Origin of the sequence: Providencia sp. PROV267, assembly GCF_028477825.1 — a bacterium.
GTDB classification, from domain to species: Bacteria; Pseudomonadota; Gammaproteobacteria; order Enterobacterales; family Enterobacteriaceae; genus Providencia; species Providencia stuartii.
In genome coordinates this window covers 61,114-81,779 of record NZ_JAMPLX010000014.1, presented here as the reverse complement: position 1 = coordinate 81,779, position 20,666 = coordinate 61,114, and the positions used below count along the sequence as shown (strand labels likewise).

Genomic DNA, 20,666 nt, shown 5'->3' with positions numbered 1-20,666 from the left:
GATGCTTACCAGTGACAGGCCGTTCTTAGCGGTTTGATATCAGTTGAAATACCTGAAATATTGAAAGTTAGCCGGTCATTGTTTGCTAATTTCAACGTCAGTGTTTCACCGTTTAATAAACGTTTAATTTCATCAATGCCGGGAATGCCACGACTCGACTCCAATACATAACCGTTTTCACGAAGAAACCAATCGGCAGTGAATTGCGTTTTGTCTGTCGTTAACATCACACTTCCCGCCTCCTGTTGGCGAGGGAGGGCAACCTGCAATCGTGTAATATTGTCGATACAACTGATCATCATGACTGGGCGAGGCGGCGCAAAACCAATCGCAGGGATAGTCATAATAACTGGGTAATTTCCTGTTTCAGGAAGGGTGACTAAAAACCCCGCGCTATTATCTTCTCGTTGCATTTCATGCTCCATTGCCTGGCGCCATGCTTTACCCATTTGACTCGGGTCAAAAGGTGTCTGTGCAGGTGAGTCGGCCATGATTTGGTCATAGCATGCAAGACGGATCAGTTGAGACGACTCAAGGCGGCACTCTGAAAGCGCCTGAGCCAGTGCTTGCGGATTTGTTTTTTCCGCTGAGGCAGTGGTGACGACGAATAAAGAGGTCATCAACCACAATGTAAGCGGTGAAATATTCATCTCATGCACCCGTATTTTTTCAATTTGTATATTAGGGACCGTTTCGATAAATTCAGACTCGTTGCCATCGTATCTAAATCACCATTAACCTGTTGTTGTCGGTCTTTTAAAATTTGTTCTTCGTAACGTTCAGTTGCCACGGTTAAGTCATCAATCTCTCTAAAATCAGAGAAATGGTGACTCGCAACAGGTGGAGCTGATGTCGTTAACATATTCACAGCTGCCTGTAGTTGCCGTTCACGATCTTGTTGTAGTGAATTAAGGTATTGCAGGTGAGAAATCTTCTGCTGAGTCAAAGATAATTCGAGGAGACTTTTCAACTGATGGTGAAATAACGCACAATAAATAGGGAAAATTCCTTGCTCATAACTCTCCGTATTGAGTGATTTCCCAAACAAAATAATAGCTCCGCAAATTTTATGACGTAAATCTGTTAATGGGAGGCTATACAGCCCTGTACCTATTGGTAATTCAGCCACAAATTGGCGAAACCTATTATCATTGATGTGAATTCCTTGATTCAGGTTCTCCCATAGGACACTTTCACCCCTTGATATCAACTGAATCAAAGGGTGGTCAGCATCGCTGATCTCGACATCCAAATGCCCTTGTTCTACTTCATTTGATTGCTTAATACTCCAACTCTGTAAGCAATTTTCAGGTCGGTTGATTAATGACACAATCAGTGCGCTAAATGGACTGCGTGTAAAGCTAAACGTTAAAAATTGGCTCGCTAACACATCCAAATTAGTGCATTCAAGTAAGGCTAAGGCATTTTTCAGTCGTGATTTCATAGTTTAGCATTCACCGTCGCAACGAACTCATCGTTCTGTGTTGATAATTGAATGTGATTAATGTCTTCATTTTTTGCGCTGTGCTGTAGTAGCAGTAGCGATAACGGTGGTAACAGTGCGCCATCGATGATGGATTCTAATATCCGCGCACCATTCTCCGCACGAGAAGCACGACGTAAGATCTCTGTAGGTACACTGTCATCGACCACAACTTCCGCACCAAAACGCTGTTCAAGTAACGAAGTCAGACGAGCTAACTTGCCACCGACAATTTGCTGAAGGATCTCTTGAGATAATGGTAAATAAGGAACCACTTCCATACGTGCCAGCAGTGCAGGTTTGAAAAATGCGGTTAATTCCGGATAAAGCGCATCTTGCAACTCATCAGGCTTATCTGCATAGGCAGTAATGATTTGGTCGCCTAGATTAGACGTTAGGAAGAAAGCGACATTTTTGCAGTCAATAATTCGCCCTTCCCCATCGGCTAATTCACCTTTATCAAAGGCTTGATAAAATAGATTCAGAACATCAGGATGGGCTTTTTCAACTTCATCCAATAAAACAACAGAATAAGGCTTTTGGCGGATCGCTTCTGTCAGTACGCCGCCTTCACCATAACCAACATAACCTGGAGGTGAACCGATCAGCCGTGAAACTGTATGTTTCTCTTGGAACTCTGACATATTGATTGTCGTTAAATATTGCGTTCCACCAAACATCAGTTGTGCTATTTGAATAACCGTTTCTGTTTTACCGACACCACTTGGCCCCGCCAATAAAAATGCACCTAACGGTCGACCTGGGCGTCGTAAGTCAGCGCGAGCAGTTAACAAATGCTTATGTAAGCACTCAATCGCTAATGATTGCCCTTTGATTGTTTGTTCTAAATAAACGGGTAACTCCGTTACCACTGATAGAGCATCTTGCGATAAACGATTTAAAGGTACCCCCGTCCATTCAGCAATAACGGCAGCAATTTGTTTTTTATCGACATGTGGCGAGACTAATAAATGCTGTTCATGTAGCTCATTCAATTGCTCATTTAATTGTTTAAGCTGCTCTTTTAATACCAAACTGTCGTTAGTTGGAAGCTCTTCACTTTGGTCGCTGTCCAGTAGCTGCGCTCTTAATGCAATAATTTGAGAAACAATCTCTTGCTGGGTTTCCCACGCGGTTTGTAGCTCCTCAACCTGAGCATTGATAGTTTTAGCCTGTTCAGCTAGTGCACTCAGACGCGAACTATGGTCATTAAGCCCCAATTGTTGTTCACGTTGTAGCACATCCGTTTCCATACCAATCTGATGAAGTTCCGTTTTCAGCAACGAGAGCTTTTTCGGCGGTGAAGATAAGTTGATAGCCGCACGAGCCCCCGCCGTATCAAGTACATCAATCGCTTTATCTGGGAGTTGGCGACCTGATAGGTAGCGCTCACTTAACTCAGCACTCGCACGCAATGCTTCATCATCAATAAAGACCTTATGCGCTTTTTCATAAATAGAGCGTAGGCCACGCATGATGATGACGGCTTCTGCCGCCGTTGGCTCTTTAACTTGAACAAGTTGGAAACGGCGCGCAAGGGCAGCATCTTTTTCGAAATACTTTTTGTATTCACTCCATGTTGTCGCCGCGATAGTACGTAATTCACCGCGAGCCAAGGCGGGTTTTAATAGGTTGGAGACATCCAATCCACCTTGTTGGTTACCCGCACCAATTAAGGTATGTGCTTCATCAATAAACAAAATGATAGGATGAGGTGATTGACTCACTTCCTGCATAATGCCTTTGAAGCGTTTTTCAAATTCACCTTTGACCGCAGCACCCGCTTGTAAAGCACCAAGGTCTAAAGTAAGTAATTCACACCCACGTAATTTTTCAGGGATTTCACCTGCAATAATACGCAATGCCAATCCTTCGATTAGGGCGCTTTTACCTACCCCCGGCTCTCCCACAACCACGGGGTTGTTTTTACGACGACGACACAAGATATCGATCATTAAATCAATTTCATGATCACGGCATAAAACAGGGTCTAATTGGTTATCACGCGCTTGCTGAGTCATATTTTGCGTGAACTTCGCCAGTAAAGAGTCCGCAGGACGACTCTCTCCAGATTGTTTTTCTGCTTCAGTCAGTGGTGCTTCAGCCGAACCCGCAGTCCAACTATCAAAATTCAGTCGCAGTTGTTCACGATTTACTTGTGATAATAAATCAGCAACCGGTTTTGACAGATAACGTAATGGCATCTGCAAAAGGGTTAAAAACAGAGTACCAGAGCGTAATTCACTGTGGTTATATTCTGTCGAGGCTAATAACCAACTGTCTTTCATCCATTCAATCAATAACGGAGAAAAACTCGGATAGCTTTGAGTAATCGCATGATGTGGCGGAATTTGTACTTCTAACAATTCAACAAGTGCGACTAAATCCAGATCCGCTTTATGGCTAATTAAGCGAATATCCGTCAATGGTGTTTCGACCAGTTGTTGCAAAAATTGCGATACCGTAATTTCAGGCTGCTGATGGCTCACACAATAAGCCGCAGCACTTTCTAACGCATGCTTCGCGATAGGGTGAAGACGGTTAACGAGTGTCGAAAGATCAATTTGAATCATAGTGCATCCTAGCCGAGTAAAGTATTAAGCTGTTCCACGATACTGAGTGTTTGATGATTCAGTCGGGATGAATAAATGCTGTAAATAATTGCCGCTAAGATAACGGCGCCAAGAATGACGTAGCGAACACCAAAGCGCCGGCCTAAACGGTAGCGATGGTGTTTATTACCCCCTTCATCAAAAAGGATAACGGGTTTTGCTTCGCCTCTAAGTTGCTGAATCTGTTTCTGTAACCGTCTGAGTAAATGGTTAAATTCATCACTATGCCCTGTTGTCACTTTGTAGCGACCACGATAGCCAAGGCACAAACACAAATAGATAAATTCCAGCAAATCGAGATAGCGTTTAGGCTCACCGAGTAACCGCTCAATTAATACAAAAACCTTTTCACCACCCCAAGATTCATTATGGAAGTGTACTAATAACGACTGTTTAACCCAGCCGTTGTCTTGGTTCCAACCTAATCCCAATGCTGTTTCATCAATAAAGGTGCATAGAACATAGCGAAATGAAACAATAGCCCCAGGTTCATAACCTTGGGTTTGTAGTTGTTGCTCTATTGAGGTGATATCGGTCACCACCTGCTGATATAACTTTTCCGAAAGAGGGGTTTCTGACATCGCTTTCATTCTGAGAACCATCCCAAGCAATGGCGTCGCAGCATCAATCATTGGATTGATGCTATTCCCCCGCAAAGGCAACTGATAATTTTTTTGCAAGTTGCCCTGTTCGGCATAGTCATTAAGGAAAGCTGCATTAGTCATTGTCTATTCCGCCTCTTACCGCCCAAAGTTGAATATCAAGCTCAGGGAAATTGCCAGAAACGTGGAATGCCATATTGGAGTGCTGCTTAATTTCCTGCCAAACATCGCCACTTCTATCTAATTCGAAGTAGTTATAACCAGAGTGATAAGGTAATTGACGTGGTGCCGTTGATAATGGAATCAATTTCACACCTGGGATCTGCACGCTGACCACTTTACGAATATTGCTCACTGAAGAGATCTTCGATTGTTGTGGGAACAGTTGACGTAACTGTTCTTGTGGCATATTCGCTTTGACCGCAATAATAAATTCTGCTTTTTGCAGTAACTGCTTATCATGGATCGTCGCAACACGAATACCGTGCTCTTGCGTATCTAATGGAATTGGAATTGCGCGAGGTGTTAACACCACACTCAGTGCTTCCCTAATATCTTTGATGAGTGGGATATAGCTTTCAGATAAATTGAAATGTTTATATTTAGCCACAGAATCAGGTAAACGAGAGGTATTAGTGAACGTTTGTAATTCACCACACAATTCGAGCAAATCTCTAAACAGTTTTTCCGGATGAATAACCGGCTCTTGCGCATAATGCGAATACAATGGATAGGTACGATTTAATACCTGCAACATCATAAATTCTGCTACATCCGCGACACCTTGTTGCCCTGGGGAGCCAATACGTAACGCAATTTGTTTACCACGCTCATATAAAGCACCATGAATTTCATTCAGGAACTCATTTAGCATTGGTGAGATACGCACATTCAAACATGTCGGAATAAAGTCATTCTCAAGTGTTAAGCTGCCATCAGCACCACGTTCCCTAATTTTACAAATAGGCAAAGTGACATAAGCATCCATCTCTTTGGAGCCTTGCTTCAGGATCGGTCTTAATTTGGCCACATTGATCGTACTGACATCCCCACCTTCCGTATGCAGGTCGCGAACATCTTCCATACTGTCGCTATAACGTGATAACAAGCGGTTACCACTATGTTCAGTCGACACTTCATTGACCGTGCTATTCACTAAGGGAAATGCAAGGTAAACGATATTGTTATCACCATCACTAATATTTTTAATATCAATAGGTTGAGGAAGAATATCTTGATGAGGCATAGAAAAGATCGTGCCGTCAGGCATTACACCTGAAGCTTCCTTGATACCAATACGACCTAAGCTATACAATTCATCACTCAGAATTAACGAACTGAGCCCCCAAAAATGAGAAATATAGCTCTTCAGTATGCTTTCAGTAATATAGTCTTGATGACGCTGTTGCTGCTGAAAATGCTGAGGCTTAATAAATAAACCTTCACGCCAAATCACTCTATTTTTTGTCGACATATTAGTCATCTTCCTCTTGTCTAAATTCGATTTCATTTCCTCTGATATGAGCTAGGAGGAAGTAATGGCGTCCTTTTCCACGTGCCTTAACAATTTTTTTCCATTCCGCGTTATCAGGGTCTGAGTAGTAACCAATGACCCCGATATAACGATTGTCTGGATATAGCTCAATGTCAGGTAGCGGCTTGTATTGCCCAGGTAAAATGGTGTAGTCCTGATGGTCGATATAGTTTTTTTTCAGTACCTTTTCGAGATCCCCATCTTTCTCTTCAATCTGATCAAAATCGAGCGCAGCAAACAATGAATCTTCATTCATGTAGACAATCTGTAGATTCAGTGGCGTTGCTTCACCATCCTGATTTGGGTTGATGTTGGGCTCAGCCAAGATAGTCAACGATATCGTTGATGGCCTATCTTGTGGCGGCCCAATAGGAATCGAAGGGTCTAATATGACTTGACCTATTTTGGATACAGCTTCCAATGGCTTAGTACATCCACTAAGCGCCATCATTGAAAAGAGTAAAAATAGGTATCCTAGTAAGGTTTTCGCACGCATATTATGCTTCCTCAAGCCCTTTTCTTAAGGCTCTGTCATAGGCATGGGTATAGACTTCATAGAACAGCTTTTCAAAACCTTGCTGGCGAGAAGATGACAGCTCTTTATAGTAGTTGGTGTACATTTCCCATGCCCAAGCATCGTTCGTCGAAGAGTTATCTGAAGCACGGCGATAGTGCGCGAAACGATTTAAAAGGTGTTCAGGAGAGAAAGCAGCCAACATCGTTGCAAGTGCCGTCGAAATAGCTTCTTGGTTTGCTCGATAATGCAACTGAATGTTATGCAAACTTTCTGCTACCGCTGAAGGGGCTGATAAATGAACGGGACTACGTTCGTCCGTAAACATCAACTTCATTGTTTCTTCATAACTGCTGTTTAAACGCAATGGGTTATCTTCAATTGGTCTAAGTTGCTTATCTTGCAGGCTTTCTTGCTGTTGCTGTAATGCCAATAAACCTTCGATGGCGGAGCGAATAGTCTTCCCTAGCTCCACTAGAAAATCATTCGCTTGTTGTGAAGTTTGTAAATTTAAATGAATACCAAGCCCTTGCATTAAAGGGTTTACAGCCACATGCTCAATGTCTGTGATAGTGTCATCAAGTGTTGGTGTGATTTTTGGTAAATCCATAAATTCCTGAACCATGGTATTCCCTTGATTATCTGAAAATGGGGAGGTGACTGAGTGCGTTAAGTGTGCTTCATTCATTAATAATGGGTCTGAAGCTTGCTTATTTTTCTGAGAAATTAAGCTAAGACTCTCATTTTCTAAGGCTTGAAGCGGATCATACGTTAGGGACCCTTGAACGGTCGGAGCAAGCTCATACTCCTCTTGCTCATAAGATTGAGTCGGTGTGGTATTAAATAGAGAATCTAATGGATTACTATCGCTAGAAACCAGTGATTGAGGGGTGACAGCCATTAAGTCTTCTGCTGGTTGTCCAGTAAGATTCACATTAACAGACAATTTAAGCTGACCAATTTTGATCTGGTCACCATGAGCAAGCCGTACCGCATCAAGATGAAGAGGTACAATCGCATTATTGACATAAACTGATTCTGTATTGGTCTTAATGCAAAAGTGCTTATCCTTCCAAAGAATAGTGCATTGCACTGGTGCCACGGAATTTTGGTTATCTTGAATCTGCCACTGGCACTGTGCGCTACTGCCTATTTGCCCGCCATCTTGTGAAAATGTCATACTCGAAACATAACCGCTTTCGAGTAATTCACTATTAATCAGGCGAAATGAAATTGTCGGTAAATACTTATCCATGCGATTTATTCCAGTACAGTAATGGTGACATTAGGTTGTTTCTCAGGTTTACCTAAAAAGCTTTGCCACCCTAATTGATTGTGTTGTTTCTGGCCTAAACGGATCCCTTCAGCTTGTTTTTCAGCAATATTGAGCCGTAAGTCCCATGCCAACTGCTCATGGAAGATGTAAGAGACAAAAGCGACAAGAGGTAAAAAATTAGCTCCATTAGGCAGAAAGGACATATAACGCTCGAGTGATAATTCACTGATTTCGACGGTACATTTGCCATTACAATCATAGATATGCCCGCCCAAACTAAAGTTATCGCCCAATAACATACGGGGCTGCGATTTCTTCCCAGCCTGATGAGAAATCACACCTAACCGATTTTGTTGATTTTCAGGAATAGGTACTTTACGAGTTTCCCAACCGATAACTTCAACGTGTTCGAGATCGAAACAGTGGGCAATTAAACTACTGATAACATCGGGAGAACGGCTTGGACTCGCTAAAAGCCCAGCGTAGGCCAACATCTTACTGTGATTGATATGAACTCTTTCTCTGTTGACTTCATTCCCTAAGCCAACCAACGAAAACATATAGCGAGAAAATGAATCAACTCCCTCATTTTCAAAGCAAATGTAGTAACGGTATTTACGCCAAATACGATGTAAAAGCGTGACTAAACGGTGATTAAAAAGGTTCAAATAATCTGTCACGCTAGGTTGTTGTTGGGCATCTTCCCAAGCAAAATCATCCAGATAATAGCTCGGTAACGGAGACTGACTACCGTGTAACCCCAAGAAGGAGACTTCAAGCTCAAACTGCCCGTTTTGATTCTTTTTGACTGAGATGACATCTCTCGTAGGAAAAGCAATATTTGCACAGGACTTAAAACGAATTATTTCATCCGTTATTTCCTGCGTGGTTGTGCTTTTACCTTGTAACTTATTAAGTAGTTCAACAAGTTGATAAAAACTATATTCAGTAACAGAATTGCCAGCTTCATCTAGCCAGCGCGCTATCACTTCAGTATTTGCTGATTGATTTGTGCTGGCCACCGGTAGGTTTCCTTATTATCAATATTGATTACTTCCAGCTCATGAAACATATTCACGCTGGTATACAAAGCAAAAAATTGAGCAATAACTGTACAAAACAAGTACAAGCTACCCTCACTTAAAAAAGCACTTTGACGAACCGTTAATGTCGTTTTTAATCCTCTTACTGGTAACCCACGATAAAGATGCTCAATATGCTCTGTGTTTAAGCTAATGAGAGAATCTAAGCACTGCTGAGATTGCCTTGCTGTTTGACGATTAAAAACAGACGGTAAATCATAGAGTTGAAGAATTTGCTTCAACGAGGTTAGATTCAAAAGTGATTGATAATTTAACGAAAGATTCGTTAATTCAGACCAATACAATGTTTGACCCAACAATGGGTATAATGGCGCTGTTGGCTTAAACAAGTTTGTGGCAGATAAAGCACCTTCCGGTCGATAGGCTTTATCAAGTGAAATCGAATGGGTTGAAAGCCTTGAAGCAACATTCCTATTTGTGCAATTTAATGACACAGAAACGGTTTCTTCACAGTTTTGTAGTTTTGTTTCATTGTCACGCACAAAGGAGAGCGTATGCCGATAGCCTACCGCCTCTCTCATCTGATTGATTTTTAGCCTGTAATAGCCATGGTTTTTATCTTTCAGGTTATGGCTTTGGTGATGAAAGCTTTCAAATGCGGTGTAATTGACGGCATAAGGAGAGGCATTTTGTGGATACCTTAACCCTTGTACTTGGTTAATCGAAAAAATGTCATAACAAAGTGGTGTTCGGTAACTGGCGCTCAAGATGTAGTCATCATTTTTACCTGTAAGGTCAATAGCTTCACTGTCAATAGTGAACAAATTGGCAATAGGTACACAATTCAGTTTGATGCTGTCATCTCGGATCACCACCGCGTCAGGGATCTCCGTTTCAAACACAATCTCTAATGTGAAGGAATCTGTATTCAGTGCTAAAGGTAGGTCTTCAAGGCCTTTAATATCCATAAACATAAAGGCTTCAGGAAAACAGAAGTACTCTTGCAAGATACGATACCCATCGTAGCTATTTTTTGGGTACGGCAATAAAGCATCTTCTTTTTTGAAACCCACTGGCAATGCTGCAAAATTATCTAAAGGCAACCGATGATGTTCGGTGACAAGCGTCACTTGCTTAATGCGATGGCTCAACAAATAAAATAATTGATGTGTCGTATAGGTTGCGCCATTCAAATGGATACGCAACTTATCTAAGCCAATTTCTGCTAATACGCGGGGTTTATCGAGTTTGAAATCAATCTCAATGGACTTGGTTCGTTGGCGTACATGTGAAATTTTTGCAGGTAATAACCAAAGGTCTCTGCATTGGCTAAATCGGCATTGGTGCAGGCTATCTGCATTTGGGGTTTCGCCTTGAACATACAAAGGCTTAGCTACAAAAGGTTGGCCCGCGGCTATTTTGCTTGCATAGCTGAGTGTCTGAGCATCTGTTTGATACTCAACAATAGTCATGCTGGGAAAAGGACGAGCATAAGCAGGCCACAGCATATTGACTAGGCTGCTCGTTAATTCAGAGAATTGCCTATCAAGCTGTTCACGAAGATTTCCTGAAAGATAGGCTAACCCATCCATCAAGCGTGCACCATCAGGATCCTGAATCTTATTGGATAATAAATCAACAAGATGAGGCTTTTCTATCGCTATATGACTGGCAAGCTCTTTTAAGTACTCTTGTTCATTCGCAAAATACGGGTTTGAAGACATATTAGAATTGTTTCAACTGATATCGCCGGTTGTTATCGAGCTGCATATTAAATTCAATGAGCTGCCGCTGGCTGTCGAGATCGATAAAAGCGGTGATGCTGAACTGGAGCAACAAGGCATCTGCATCATTTTCGATAAATGTCACTCGAACATTACTGATCCGAGGTTCGAAGTCTTGAATGCAGGTTGTAATAGAATGTTCTAGGCTCCGCCTAAAATCTGTTGCTGCTTGTGTTGCATCATTTAAATCAGGTACTCCTAGGCTAGCCGAACTTTGACAAGCATCTGGTCGACTGTTTAGGATTTGATTTAAATTGTTCTTAATTGATCTCACTAAGGCATCCATTCGAGCATGATGGGAAGAGCCGGAGCTCTTCCCTTGGATGCGTTCAAATAAGCTGGCAGTCTCTGAAGAATCCCAGTTATAGTTAGCAGCCATTGCCTTACTCTTTGTCTAGGCGACCAACAAGTGACAATTCAAAGTTAGCACCCATGTATTTGAAATGAGGGCGGACTTGAATCGCAACTTGATACCAACCTGGATCCCCTTCAACATCGAGAACTTGGATCTGTGCTGAACGTAATGGACGTTTGCTACGTACATCAGCCGGTGGGTTTTCCTGATCAGCAATGTATTGCTTCAACCAAATGTTCAGTTCACGTTCCAAATCTTGACGTTCTTTCCATGAACCGATTTGTTCACGCTGTAACACTTTAATGTAGTGTGCTAAGCGGTTGATAATGAACATGTAAGGAAGCTGAGTTCCCAATTTATAATTGGTTTCGGCAATTTTACCTTCATGAGTATTTGGGAAAGTTTTAGGTTTCTGAACTGAGTTCGCAGAGAAAAACGCGGCATTGTCGCTGCCTTTACGCATCGTCAATGTAATAAAGCCTTCTTCTGCCAATTCAAATTCACGGCGATCAGTAACTAAAACCTCAGTTGGAATTTTAGCTTGTAATTCGCCCATTGCTTCAAACACGTGTACAGGAAGATCGCTAACTGTACCACCACTTTGTGGGCCAATAATATTTGGGCACCAACGGTACTTAGCAAAACTGTCATTGATACAGCTTGCTAATAAAAATGCCGTATTTCCCCAAAGGTAATGGTCATGATCCTGCTTAACATTTTCAGTATAGTTAAACAACTTAACCGGGTTTTCTGTTGGTGAATATGGCAGACGCAGCAAGAAGCGAGGTGCTGTTAAACCAAGATAACGGGAATCTTCTGCTTCACGCAATGAACGCCACTTAGTATGTGCAGGACCTTCAAAGACAGACTTAATATCTTTGATCGCAGGTAATTCTGCATAGCTGTTAATACCAAAGAAATTAGGTGAAACGGAAGAAAGGAATGGTGCATGCGCCATAGCGCCTACAGCACTCACATACTGCATTAATTTCAAATCAGGCGTGGTGTTATTGAAAGCATAGTTACCGACTACAGCAGCTACTGGCTCACCACCAAACTGGCCATAACCGGATGAGTAAACATGCTGATAGAAGCCTGATTGTACGATTTCAGGAGAGAATTCAAAATCTTCCAATAACTCTTCTTTCGTTGCATGAAGAATATTAATTTTGATGTTTTCTCTAAAATCGGTGCGGTCAACTAACAGTTTCAGTGAACGCCATGAAGACTCAAGCTCTTGGAACTTTGGTGCATGAAGAATTTGGTCAACTTGTGTACTCAGCTTGTTATCTAACTCAACAAGCATTTTATCAATCAATAGCTTATTGATTTGCTCTTCTTCATTTTGGCTAGCAAAAAGATTGCTAATAAATGCAGCAACACCTTGTTTGGCAATACCATAAGCTTCTGACTCAGGAGACATACGAGATTGAGCCATAATCTCATCTAACAATGAAACATTGGATGAGGAAACTTGTTGTTCCTGCGTTTCGCTATTTAATGACATGAAATAATCCTCTATAAACATTATTTTTGGCTAGCAATATCAAGTTCTTTCAGCAACTGTTCGCGAGTCTCTTCATTATCTAGAAGCTCTTGCAGACGTTTTCTAAAAGCAGGAATATTGCCAAGAGGACCTTTCAAAGCGACTAATGCCTCTCTAAGTTCAAGTAATTTTTTCAATTCTGGAACTTGGCGAGCAACATTGTCGGGAGAAAAATCTTGAAGGGATTTAATATCTAAATTCACATTAAGATCAGAATCACTTTTCTCATCAAGTGTATTTTCCACATTGATATTTAAGCTTATTCCAGCACTTTCCATGACTGAATTAAAGTTATTCTGGTTAATGGAAATAGCTTTACGCTCTTCAATCGGAGTTTCCTCCGTTCGACCAATCATGTCTCCCACGATTAGCATATTAAGCGGCAATTCTATTTCAGATTTAGCTCCACCATCATTAGGTGTATATTTGATATTAATCCTTTCTTTTGGTGCAACACTACCGAGATCTTTTTTACTCATTATAAGTTAAGCTCCCTTATTAGCTTAAAATCTTAAACCTGCTTACATGATTAAAAATTGCTCAAAATTATAATGAATAATAAATTCAGAGCATAGAAGTCCTAACGAGTACAGAATACCCATTAAGAGAGTTAACTTGTCCCGGTGGTCAAAAATATAGGTGTATAATTATTTATACTGATTATTTTGGCTTTTATCGGGATATAATATATAAATTTGTTTATGGTCAATAGCAAAACTTACCTTAAGGAAAATGTTTTTTGCAATCATATGTTACAGAGCAGCAAAAAAAGCATAAAAGTCAATTAATTAACTAACTCTCCTTAACGTTAAAAAAAGATAAAACAGGCGTAATTTAATAAAAAATTAATTTTTTTTAGAACATTGGTTAATGACTATATAATAGTAAAACATTATAACTTTTTACGAGTTAACAAGGAAAAAATCATTATTTAACAAGCAATTAATGTGGAGGTACGTATTTAATAATAAAACAATAAAAGTAGCGATATCCAGCATTAACTTATTCTCAACATTCAAATATGCTGAGTAAATATAATTTGCTCATAAAAACAAAATAATAATCTAGATTAAACTTATTTTAAACAAAACGATAAAAAAATTAAAAATAAGAAAAATCCAATTAAGAACCATATTATTAATAATAAATAAGACTAATCTCAGAAATAAACAGCGATAAATAGTTAACCCTGTTTATAGTTGATTTGATTAATTTCTACAATATAAAACAAAATTTTTTATAAGGTTAACAAAATATTTAACCAAAATAATAAAAAAAATAATTAACCGCAGTTAGAGTATAATCTCAACAGCTAAATTTTATAACGTGATAAGTGATTAGGCTTAGTCAAGAGTGAAGTGTTTATAAGTATAAATGGTGTTGATTAGATAATTTTCTTGTCGTTCTTATTAACAGCCTATTAAAACCTAGAATAAATAATTTATATATATAATTATTCCATAAATTAGTCACTATTACCTATAAACAATAGTTTTTTAATTTGCCCTTTGAGAAGGTAACGCTGACCTATATTTTAGGTGCAGTACGATTTTATATTCAAAAAAACGAGCACCATAAAGTGCTCGATTGATATTTAGTTTAATTAATGGAGTAGTACTACACCTCTATCTCAACTTGCCAGTCACGTCCTTCCCAGCCCTTAGCATCAAACCTACGCGTAAATTGTAGTGTTTTTCCTGCCAATGCGCTGACATCTAACGCAACACCATATAACCCTAAACCGAGAGGTTGGCTACTCTGCTCCTTGATATCCTGCCAATTGTCATAACCATAATGCAAAACAAATGGCTCTTGTGCTTCAATCCATAACTGGCGATTGGCGGGTATCGCACCACAAGATAAATTATCACGCCAATGACGTGCGCGTGGTGCTGGAGGCTTATTGCCATAACGCTCACTCACCGATTTTAGTTGCTCAATAGGCACACCCGTCTTTTGCACATAGATTAACTTGATAAGCTCCGCATGAGCCCAAATCAGTGGCATCGCACTACCGCTTGGCCTCCCCGTTAATAGCCCCCTCTCAGGTATACTCTCCTTATCCCAAATTTGCTCCGGCAACATACCACCTGTACTTGCTGAAGCCAAAATGGCATTTAAATAAGGCTTAATATCCTCTTTACGGGCGGCGGCATAGTGCCCTCTCTCCCCACTGAGCAACGGCCAAAGACGACCTACACCACTACCATCAAAAGCACGCCCATCCTCATGCTCGCCATATCCATCCTCGTTATAACGATAATAATATGGCCCCGCGGGTAAATTGACACACAGTTGCTCATCAACAAGTTTAGTCGTCTCTTCAATCCGCTTATCTGATGCCTTACGTAAACCTAAGCGAACAAGATAGAGATATTCCATCCCCAATAACGCACGCGTATTGATGGTTTCATTGTTCCGGTTGCGCAACATCACCTCACCAAAACGTGCAGAATGGCAATTTGGATTCAAGCGGATGTAATGCCCAGAGATACCAAGCTCTTTATCTAACTCCGTGTTAGCCACATACACCCATGATTCTAACCGCTCATTCCAATCATCCGCTAAGTCAAGCGCATACTGCTTATCTCCATCCTCAAGGAAGCCCGCTTTGGCGCCAGCCACCAATGCTGCTATCGAAACCGACAGCGTAAATGGGTTGATCCCTGAATTCTCCTCCCAGCGGTCTTGTGGGCTGGCTGGGCCATATTGCGCAATAAAGGCTAACGCTTTGCGCGCCATGCGGATTGCCGCACCTTGCATTTCCCCCAGTAAGCCCTGTTCATGCAATTTCGCTGCAAATAAAACAGGCAATGCCACTTCATCTAATTGGATCCCCTGCCAATAAGGCCGACCATCGGTGAAATTGTTTTGCATCCAATGACCATCTGGCTGTTGAATAGCAATCAAGTAAGCCAGTAAAGCTCGAACCTCAGTGATCAAACCACACGCCAACATGGCAAAACCGACTTCAACGGAGTCACGAGGCCAAACAAGGTGATATCCTCCCGGATCCTTATGAGTATCTCCCCATGGCGTACTTAAACTCGCCACCAGCGAGCCGGGGAATGTTCTACCCTCATGGGTTTTCAAGACCACAACCGAAGTGCGAACAGCATCCGATAACGTTTTAGGCAGCTTATCTAACCCAGGGAAATTCACCGTTTCATTCCATTCCGCCCACAAATAAGCATACTGGCGCCTTGCTTCTTGGTAGCCCTCTGCTAGGGCGCTATTAGCTAAGGTTGCAGCACCTTGCGCACTGGCAGAAAATGCTAACGCCAATACGCCTGAGTTATGATTTAACTCGCCTATCATCGCGATATTACCTGGCCCAGCCTGCTGGTATTCCCAACTCATACCACCGTTTTGACTAAAATCCTGCCAACCATCTGAGCTACCAACATACCCCACACTGCCTCTTGCAAAGCCATTTTCAGCAGACAAGATCAGATATTGCCCGTTCTTCTGAGCCGCTAGCCCTTGAGACGTCACCGAACCATAATTATTGTCACCATCGCCGCCGAGATGTGGTGCTAATAGCGGATATAATCGCAGCCCTTCACCTTCAAGATGATAATGGATCAGCAAGATATCGCGCGCAGGATCAGTGATAATCTCTAATTCAAGGCGATAACGCTCATGTTGATGCACGATTTTTGGCAGTGGTAAGGAGGATGACGGCGTAGTGATACTGTATTGGTGGACACGCTTTACCTCTGACCAAAAGTCATCCCCAGCAATAATAAAACCTAAATCACGAATTTGTGGTGTACTGCAAGAAGGCCAATACACCTCATTTAAGATGCCATAACCTACGGTAAACCATACTCGTCCTTGACCGATTGCCGTTCCCACCATGTCTTTTGCACTACTTGTCCACGTCGCAGTGCTTCCCGGGGCGCCCGGGGCTTGCTGTGCTATCATTCGCGACCCTCCTGTTCAAACAGTGAACGCCATTGATGACCGGGGCGCATGATCCGAGATTGCGTATCTGGCCCTTCCGTTCCCGCCTTATACAGGTCAGGCATTCCCTTCTGCCACGCTTTTAGCGCAGGGTCGATGACCCGCCATGCCCATTCGACTTCATCAAAGCGGAGGAAATGCGCACGCTCACCATGCAGTGCATCAATTAAAAGTTGCTCGTAAGCCGAAACTTCATACTGCCCCGGTAAGGTATAAGGCGCGCTGAGCACGATGCCATGCGTATTTAAATTCATCCCTGGCAACTTCGCCGTCATATGCATATCCATCCCCATCGTTGGGGATAATCTAAAGACGAGCCAATTATTATCGACCTGAATATCCCCCGGTAATGCACCGGCCGGAGCTTTAAATTGCACGGCGATTTCAGCGTAATTATTGGCTAACCGTTTACCACTTCGTAAATAGAAAGGCACACCTTTCCAGCGCCAGTTATCTATCTCTATTCGCAATGCGGCAAACGTTTCTGTGTTGGTATCGACAGGGATACCTGGCTCGTTGCAGTAATCCGTCGCAGTTTCGCCATTCACTTGCCCTGCACAATACTGCCCACGAACGGCCCAGTCATTGGCATCCATATCATCTGTTGGTCGAATGGATTTCAACACTTCCACTTTATGATCACGTAGAATCTCACCATCCCAGCGCCCTAATGGCTCAATTGCCGTTAATGTCAACAATTGCATAAGATGGTTTTGCAGCATGTCACGCATCGCACCAGAGTGGTCGTAATAGACAGCTCGGTTTTCTACACCTAATGTTTCTGCATAAGTAATTTGCACCTGCTCAATATGCTCAGCATTCCAAACCGGGGCGAGGACGCGGTTAGCAAAACGGAAAATCATCAAGTTTTGTGTTGCCTCTTTTCCTAAGAAATGATCAATACGGTAAACTTGTGATTCATCCCAATAAGCATGTACTTGCCCGCGCAATACCTCTGCCGATTCAAGATCAGTACCAAACGGTTTTTCAATTAAAATACGTCGCCAATTATCACCACTTTCTTTAGATAGCCCCGCTTCGCCTATCGCCTGCGCCGCTTGCCCAAATAAAGTCGGTGGTAAGGCTAAATAAAAGAGTGCAGATGGCGTTAGTTTACTTTCCAACGCCTTCAAATCATTCGCTTCTAATGAGCCACTGACGAAATCCAAATGTTCGCTAAACGCTTTCCATTCTGTTTCATTAAAATCAGTAATAAACTCTGCCAATGCATCATGGATATGTTGCAAAAACGAGTCATGATCCCATTTATCAATCGAATACCCGATAATGTTCAAATCAGGGATCAGTCCTAATCGATGTAAACGAAATAGAGAAGGCATCAATAGACGTTTAGTTAAATCACCGCTTGCCCCCAAGATCACCAAAGAGAAACGACTCATTTCGCCCCTCCTTGATCCTCAGTTTTTTCTTTATGGCCACCAAAAGCATGGCGCATGGCAGACTGAACTCGGTCTGCAAACAGGTCATTGCCACGAGAGGTGAAACGTGAGTAAAGTGCACTCGTTAATACTGGTGCCGGCACGCCGAGGTCAATCGCCGCCGTCGAGGTCCAGCGGCCTTCCCCAGAATCTGAAACACGACCAGCATAATTTTCCAGATCAGGGGATTGATGCATCTCTTGTGCGATCAGATCGAGTAACCACGATCCCACCACACTCCCACGACGCCATAATTCACTGATCTCACCAACAGGCAATTGATATTGATAATACTCTGGATGTTCAAGTGGTGCGGTTTCTGCATCTGCTGCCACTGGGTGCAACCCTTGATCCGCATGTTTTAGAATATTCAGCCCTTCCGCATAAGCCGCCATTAAGCCGTATTCGATGCCATTATGGACCATCTTCACAAAATGGCCTGCTCCACTTGGCCCACAGTGCAGATATCCTTGCTCTGCTGGTGAAGGTTCACCATGGTTACCTTCCGTACGTGGCGCTGCATCGACTCCGGGTGCTAATGCACGAAAAACAGGTTCTAAATATTGGTAATGCTCTTTTGGACCACCAATCATCTGACAATAACCACGCTCTTCACCCCATACGCCACCGCTGACTCCCACATCCATATAGTTAATTCCATCGGCTTTCAGTGCATTGGCGCGGCGAATATCTTCTGTAAAGTGGGAGTTACCGCCATCGATCAGCGTGTCACCCTTCTCCAATAAGGGTTTGAGCTGGGCAATCACGGTATCTACGACCGCTGCGGGCAACATTAACCAAATATGCCGTGGTGCTTTCATGTTCTTCACTAATTCTTCCAATGAATGGTTGAAGATAACACTGTCAGGTAGCTGCTGGCGGATAGCCGAATTTTGGTCATAAACAACGCACGATATGCCTGCTTGTTGGATGCGACGAACCATTGCTGCACCCATTCTGCCTAGCCCTATAAAACCGAGTTGAAGTTGATTGTTAGATGATTGATTCATAAGTTATTTCCCCAAATTCTGATTCCACCAAGAAAAGCTTTGTCATTATCTCCACGCCGTACATGTTCCGGTAACGTCGTAAACTGATGCACATTCCCGCCACCGATAACAATGTAGTCCGGCATAAATGCTTGATAAAAGAGGTCTACTACCGTCAGTACACTCTGCCGCCACACGGCATCACCTTCGGATTCACGATAATGTTCACTGACATAGTATTCATAGTCGTGTTCAAGGTATGGCAGGTGCGCGACTTCCATTGGCTGTAGCTGCTGATTAACAATCAATGCGCTTCCCAATCCAGTTCCAAGCCCTAAAAACAACATACTGCCACCTTCATAGCTACCGACGGCTTGCATTGCGGCATCATTAATTAGGCGAATAGGGCAAGGGAACGCATCGGCTAAATCAAAGTTGACCCAACCACTGGCTAAATTAACGGGTTCCTTAAGGATGCGATTTCCAGAGATAGGAGATGGAAAGCCAATACTGACGCCATCGAACAGAGAGGTATCAACGCATTGATTCACATCATGAATAAATTGTTCTGGTGTCATGGTGTGCCCAGAAACGAATTCAATGGCAGGGGTGTTGGGGGCGGTATATAGCTTGACATGAGTACCACCAACATCAATGACTAAAATTCGCTTTGTTGTGGGAACATCCGAAATTGTAATAACACAAGATGTTTTACTCGTTAAAGACATAGAAAGTTTTCTCCGCTTTGCCAACGTTGGCAATGGGTGTTGTATTACAGGAAACCCCCGAGCTTAAGTCGATAAATGATAACGCGACCTAAGCGAACAACTTTCTTCCTTCTGGTGTTGAAATAACTGCAACGAAATAGGTATTAGTCAATAATCGATAACAAGGTTGAATTTTATTTTTTGTTGATAAAAAAGTATACCTATAAATAGTTTTAATAAAAGTAAAAACGCCTTTAATTAAATAAAACTTAATTGGTATTTAATTTTTATTGTCATTAAATGATGAGTTTGCGTTTTATTTTACAATATTGAATCAATACCGATGGTATTTAAATAATCATATAAATACTATCGATTTGCGCTCTTTGTTTTTTATTTTTCATCATCTATGATGATTAAGAAATAGGGATATTTTTCTATATCCATATTAGAACCTTTTATGAAAAACTCATCCAATGATCGTTAAATATTAAGGTGAAATTATGAAAAAATATTTTATTGTCGGCATTATTGCAGCTTCATTAACGAGCCTTTCAGCAATGGCTGAAGATAAAAAAAACGATACTAAGCCTTTAGCAGAGTGGACGTGTGAAGAGTTTTTAGCTATCGATGATAATTTTTACCCAACGGCTGTCGGCTTTGGTGAGCTATTAACTAAAAAAGATAAAGTTGAAGATGCAGTTTTAGATGTTGATGGTATCCAAACACTCACACCGGTTGTGATTGATGCCTGTAAAAAAGACACGAAGGCTAACTTTGTTGAACAAGTAAAAAACGCTAAAAAATAAGCCAACT

The 20,666-nt window shown here is 41.9% G+C and carries 17 protein-coding genes; 1 reads left to right on the top strand and 16 read right to left on the bottom strand.

Annotation, left to right across the window (positions count from 1 at the left end):
• Window positions 1–5: 5 nt before the first annotated feature.
• The 16 genes from vasI to PR709_RS10695 all read right to left on the bottom strand — a co-directional run bounded on the left by vasI (window position 6) and on the right by PR709_RS10695 (window position 19,871).
• Window positions 6–650 (bottom strand): type VI secretion system-associated protein VasI, encoded by a 645-nt coding sequence (gene vasI / locus PR709_RS10770; protein ID WP_004926319.1) that lies wholly within the window; start codon window positions 648–650, stop codon window positions 6–8.
• A complete protein-coding gene (locus PR709_RS10765; RefSeq protein WP_004926317.1) occupies window positions 647–1,444 on the bottom strand; it encodes a hypothetical protein in 798 nt (265 codons plus the stop codon). The genes vasI and PR709_RS10765 overlap by 4 nt, the downstream gene beginning before the upstream one ends.
• The gene (gene tssH / locus PR709_RS10760) at window positions 1,441–4,056 is read right to left on the bottom strand and encodes a type VI secretion system ATPase TssH (protein ID WP_272570888.1); all 2,616 of its coding nucleotides are present in this window, start codon (window positions 4,054–4,056) and stop codon (window positions 1,441–1,443) included. The genes PR709_RS10765 and tssH overlap by 4 nt, the downstream gene beginning before the upstream one ends.
• 8 nt (window positions 4,057–4,064) lie before the next feature.
• Window positions 4,065–4,820: a type IVB secretion system protein IcmH/DotU gene (gene icmH, locus PR709_RS10755; protein WP_004926314.1), complete on the bottom strand. Its 756-nt coding sequence runs from the start codon at window positions 4,818–4,820 to the stop codon at window positions 4,065–4,067.
• Window positions 4,813–6,171 carry a type VI secretion system baseplate subunit TssK gene (tssK, locus tag PR709_RS10750; RefSeq protein ID WP_036942310.1) on the bottom strand — a complete coding sequence of 453 codons (1,359 nt, stop codon included), beginning with the start codon at window positions 6,169–6,171 and terminating at the stop codon, window positions 4,813–4,815. The genes icmH and tssK overlap by 8 nt, the downstream gene beginning before the upstream one ends.
• 1 nt (window position 6,172) lies before the next feature.
• Complete coding sequence (gene tssJ, locus PR709_RS10745) at window positions 6,173–6,727, bottom strand: type VI secretion system lipoprotein TssJ (protein ID WP_004926310.1); 555 nt, start codon at window positions 6,725–6,727, stop codon at window positions 6,173–6,175.
• 1 nt (window position 6,728) lies between these two features.
• Complete coding sequence (gene tagH, locus PR709_RS10740) at window positions 6,729–8,000, bottom strand: type VI secretion system-associated FHA domain protein TagH (protein ID WP_004926309.1); 1,272 nt, start codon at window positions 7,998–8,000, stop codon at window positions 6,729–6,731.
• 5 nt (window positions 8,001–8,005) lie between these two features.
• Complete coding sequence (tssG, locus tag PR709_RS10735) at window positions 8,006–9,043, bottom strand: type VI secretion system baseplate subunit TssG (protein WP_272570887.1); 1,038 nt, start codon at window positions 9,041–9,043, stop codon at window positions 8,006–8,008.
• Window positions 9,007–10,788, bottom strand: coding sequence for a type VI secretion system baseplate subunit TssF (gene tssF / locus PR709_RS10730; RefSeq protein WP_004926305.1), 1,782 nt, complete (start codon window positions 10,786–10,788; stop codon window positions 9,007–9,009). Before tssF ends, tssG begins: the two co-directional genes overlap by 37 nt.
• Window position 10,789: 1 nt before the next feature.
• The gene (tssE, locus tag PR709_RS10725; RefSeq protein ID WP_004926302.1) at window positions 10,790–11,227 is read right to left on the bottom strand and encodes a type VI secretion system baseplate subunit TssE; all 438 of its coding nucleotides are present in this window, start codon (window positions 11,225–11,227) and stop codon (window positions 10,790–10,792) included.
• A 4-nt stretch (window positions 11,228–11,231) separates the two neighbouring features.
• The gene (tssC, locus tag PR709_RS10720; protein WP_014657067.1) at window positions 11,232–12,710 is read right to left on the bottom strand and encodes a type VI secretion system contractile sheath large subunit; all 1,479 of its coding nucleotides are present in this window, start codon (window positions 12,708–12,710) and stop codon (window positions 11,232–11,234) included.
• A gap of 20 nt (window positions 12,711–12,730) precedes the next feature.
• Window positions 12,731–13,228: a type VI secretion system contractile sheath small subunit gene (gene tssB / locus PR709_RS10715; protein ID WP_004926301.1), complete on the bottom strand. Its 498-nt coding sequence runs from the start codon at window positions 13,226–13,228 to the stop codon at window positions 12,731–12,733.
• Between the two features lie 1,138 nt (window positions 13,229–14,366).
• Window positions 14,367–16,676: a glycoside hydrolase family 15 protein gene (locus tag PR709_RS10710; RefSeq protein ID WP_272570886.1), complete on the bottom strand. Its 2,310-nt coding sequence runs from the start codon at window positions 16,674–16,676 to the stop codon at window positions 14,367–14,369.
• The gene (gene zwf, locus PR709_RS10705; RefSeq protein WP_004926295.1) at window positions 16,673–18,115 is read right to left on the bottom strand and encodes a glucose-6-phosphate dehydrogenase; all 1,443 of its coding nucleotides are present in this window, start codon (window positions 18,113–18,115) and stop codon (window positions 16,673–16,675) included. Before zwf ends, PR709_RS10710 begins: the two co-directional genes overlap by 4 nt.
• The gene (gene gnd / locus PR709_RS10700; protein WP_004926293.1) at window positions 18,112–19,164 is read right to left on the bottom strand and encodes a phosphogluconate dehydrogenase (NAD(+)-dependent, decarboxylating); all 1,053 of its coding nucleotides are present in this window, start codon (window positions 19,162–19,164) and stop codon (window positions 18,112–18,114) included. The genes zwf and gnd overlap by 4 nt, the downstream gene beginning before the upstream one ends.
• The gene (locus tag PR709_RS10695) at window positions 19,161–19,871 is read right to left on the bottom strand and encodes an ROK family protein (RefSeq protein ID WP_004926291.1); all 711 of its coding nucleotides are present in this window, start codon (window positions 19,869–19,871) and stop codon (window positions 19,161–19,163) included. Before PR709_RS10695 ends, gnd begins: the two co-directional genes overlap by 4 nt.
• Window positions 19,872–20,353: 482 nt before the next feature.
• Here PR709_RS10695 and hdeA point away from each other — a divergent pair, with 482 nt between their 5' ends.
• A complete protein-coding gene (gene hdeA / locus PR709_RS10690; protein WP_004926290.1) occupies window positions 20,354–20,659 on the top strand; it encodes an acid-activated periplasmic chaperone HdeA in 306 nt (101 codons plus the stop codon).
• Window positions 20,660–20,666: the final 7 nt, after the last annotated feature.

Coding starts and splice junctions, on each gene's coding strand:
- tssC (WP_014657067.1), bottom strand. CDS start 12,710: ATGTCATTAAATAGCGAAACGCAGGAACAACAAGTTTCCTCATCCAAT.
- vasI (WP_004926319.1), bottom strand. CDS start 650: ATGAATATTTCACCGCTTACATTGTGGTTGATGACCTCTTTATTCGTC.
- PR709_RS10695 (WP_004926291.1), bottom strand. CDS start 19,871: ATGTCTTTAACGAGTAAAACATCTTGTGTTATTACAATTTCGGATGTT.
- zwf (WP_004926295.1), bottom strand. CDS start 18,115: ATGAGTCGTTTCTCTTTGGTGATCTTGGGGGCAAGCGGTGATTTAACT.
- tssF (WP_004926305.1), bottom strand. CDS start 10,788: ATGTCTTCAAACCCGTATTTTGCGAATGAACAAGAGTACTTAAAAGAG.
- tssK (WP_036942310.1), bottom strand. CDS start 6,171: ATGTCGACAAAAAATAGAGTGATTTGGCGTGAAGGTTTATTTATTAAG.
- tagH (WP_004926309.1), bottom strand. CDS start 8,000: ATGGATAAGTATTTACCGACAATTTCATTTCGCCTGATTAATAGTGAA.
- tssH (WP_272570888.1), bottom strand. CDS start 4,056: ATGATTCAAATTGATCTTTCGACACTCGTTAACCGTCTTCACCCTATC.
- tssJ (WP_004926310.1), bottom strand. CDS start 6,727: ATGCGTGCGAAAACCTTACTAGGATACCTATTTTTACTCTTTTCAATG.
- PR709_RS10710 (WP_272570886.1), bottom strand. CDS start 16,676: ATGATAGCACAGCAAGCCCCGGGCGCCCCGGGAAGCACTGCGACGTGG.
- gnd (WP_004926293.1), bottom strand. CDS start 19,164: ATGAATCAATCATCTAACAATCAACTTCAACTCGGTTTTATAGGGCTA.
- icmH (WP_004926314.1), bottom strand. CDS start 4,820: ATGACTAATGCAGCTTTCCTTAATGACTATGCCGAACAGGGCAACTTG.
- hdeA (WP_004926290.1), top strand. CDS start 20,354: ATGAAAAAATATTTTATTGTCGGCATTATTGCAGCTTCATTAACGAGC.
- tssE (WP_004926302.1), bottom strand. CDS start 11,227: ATGGCTGCTAACTATAACTGGGATTCTTCAGAGACTGCCAGCTTATTT.
- PR709_RS10765 (WP_004926317.1), bottom strand. CDS start 1,444: ATGAAATCACGACTGAAAAATGCCTTAGCCTTACTTGAATGCACTAAT.
- tssB (WP_004926301.1), bottom strand. CDS start 13,228: ATGAGTAAAAAAGATCTCGGTAGTGTTGCACCAAAAGAAAGGATTAAT.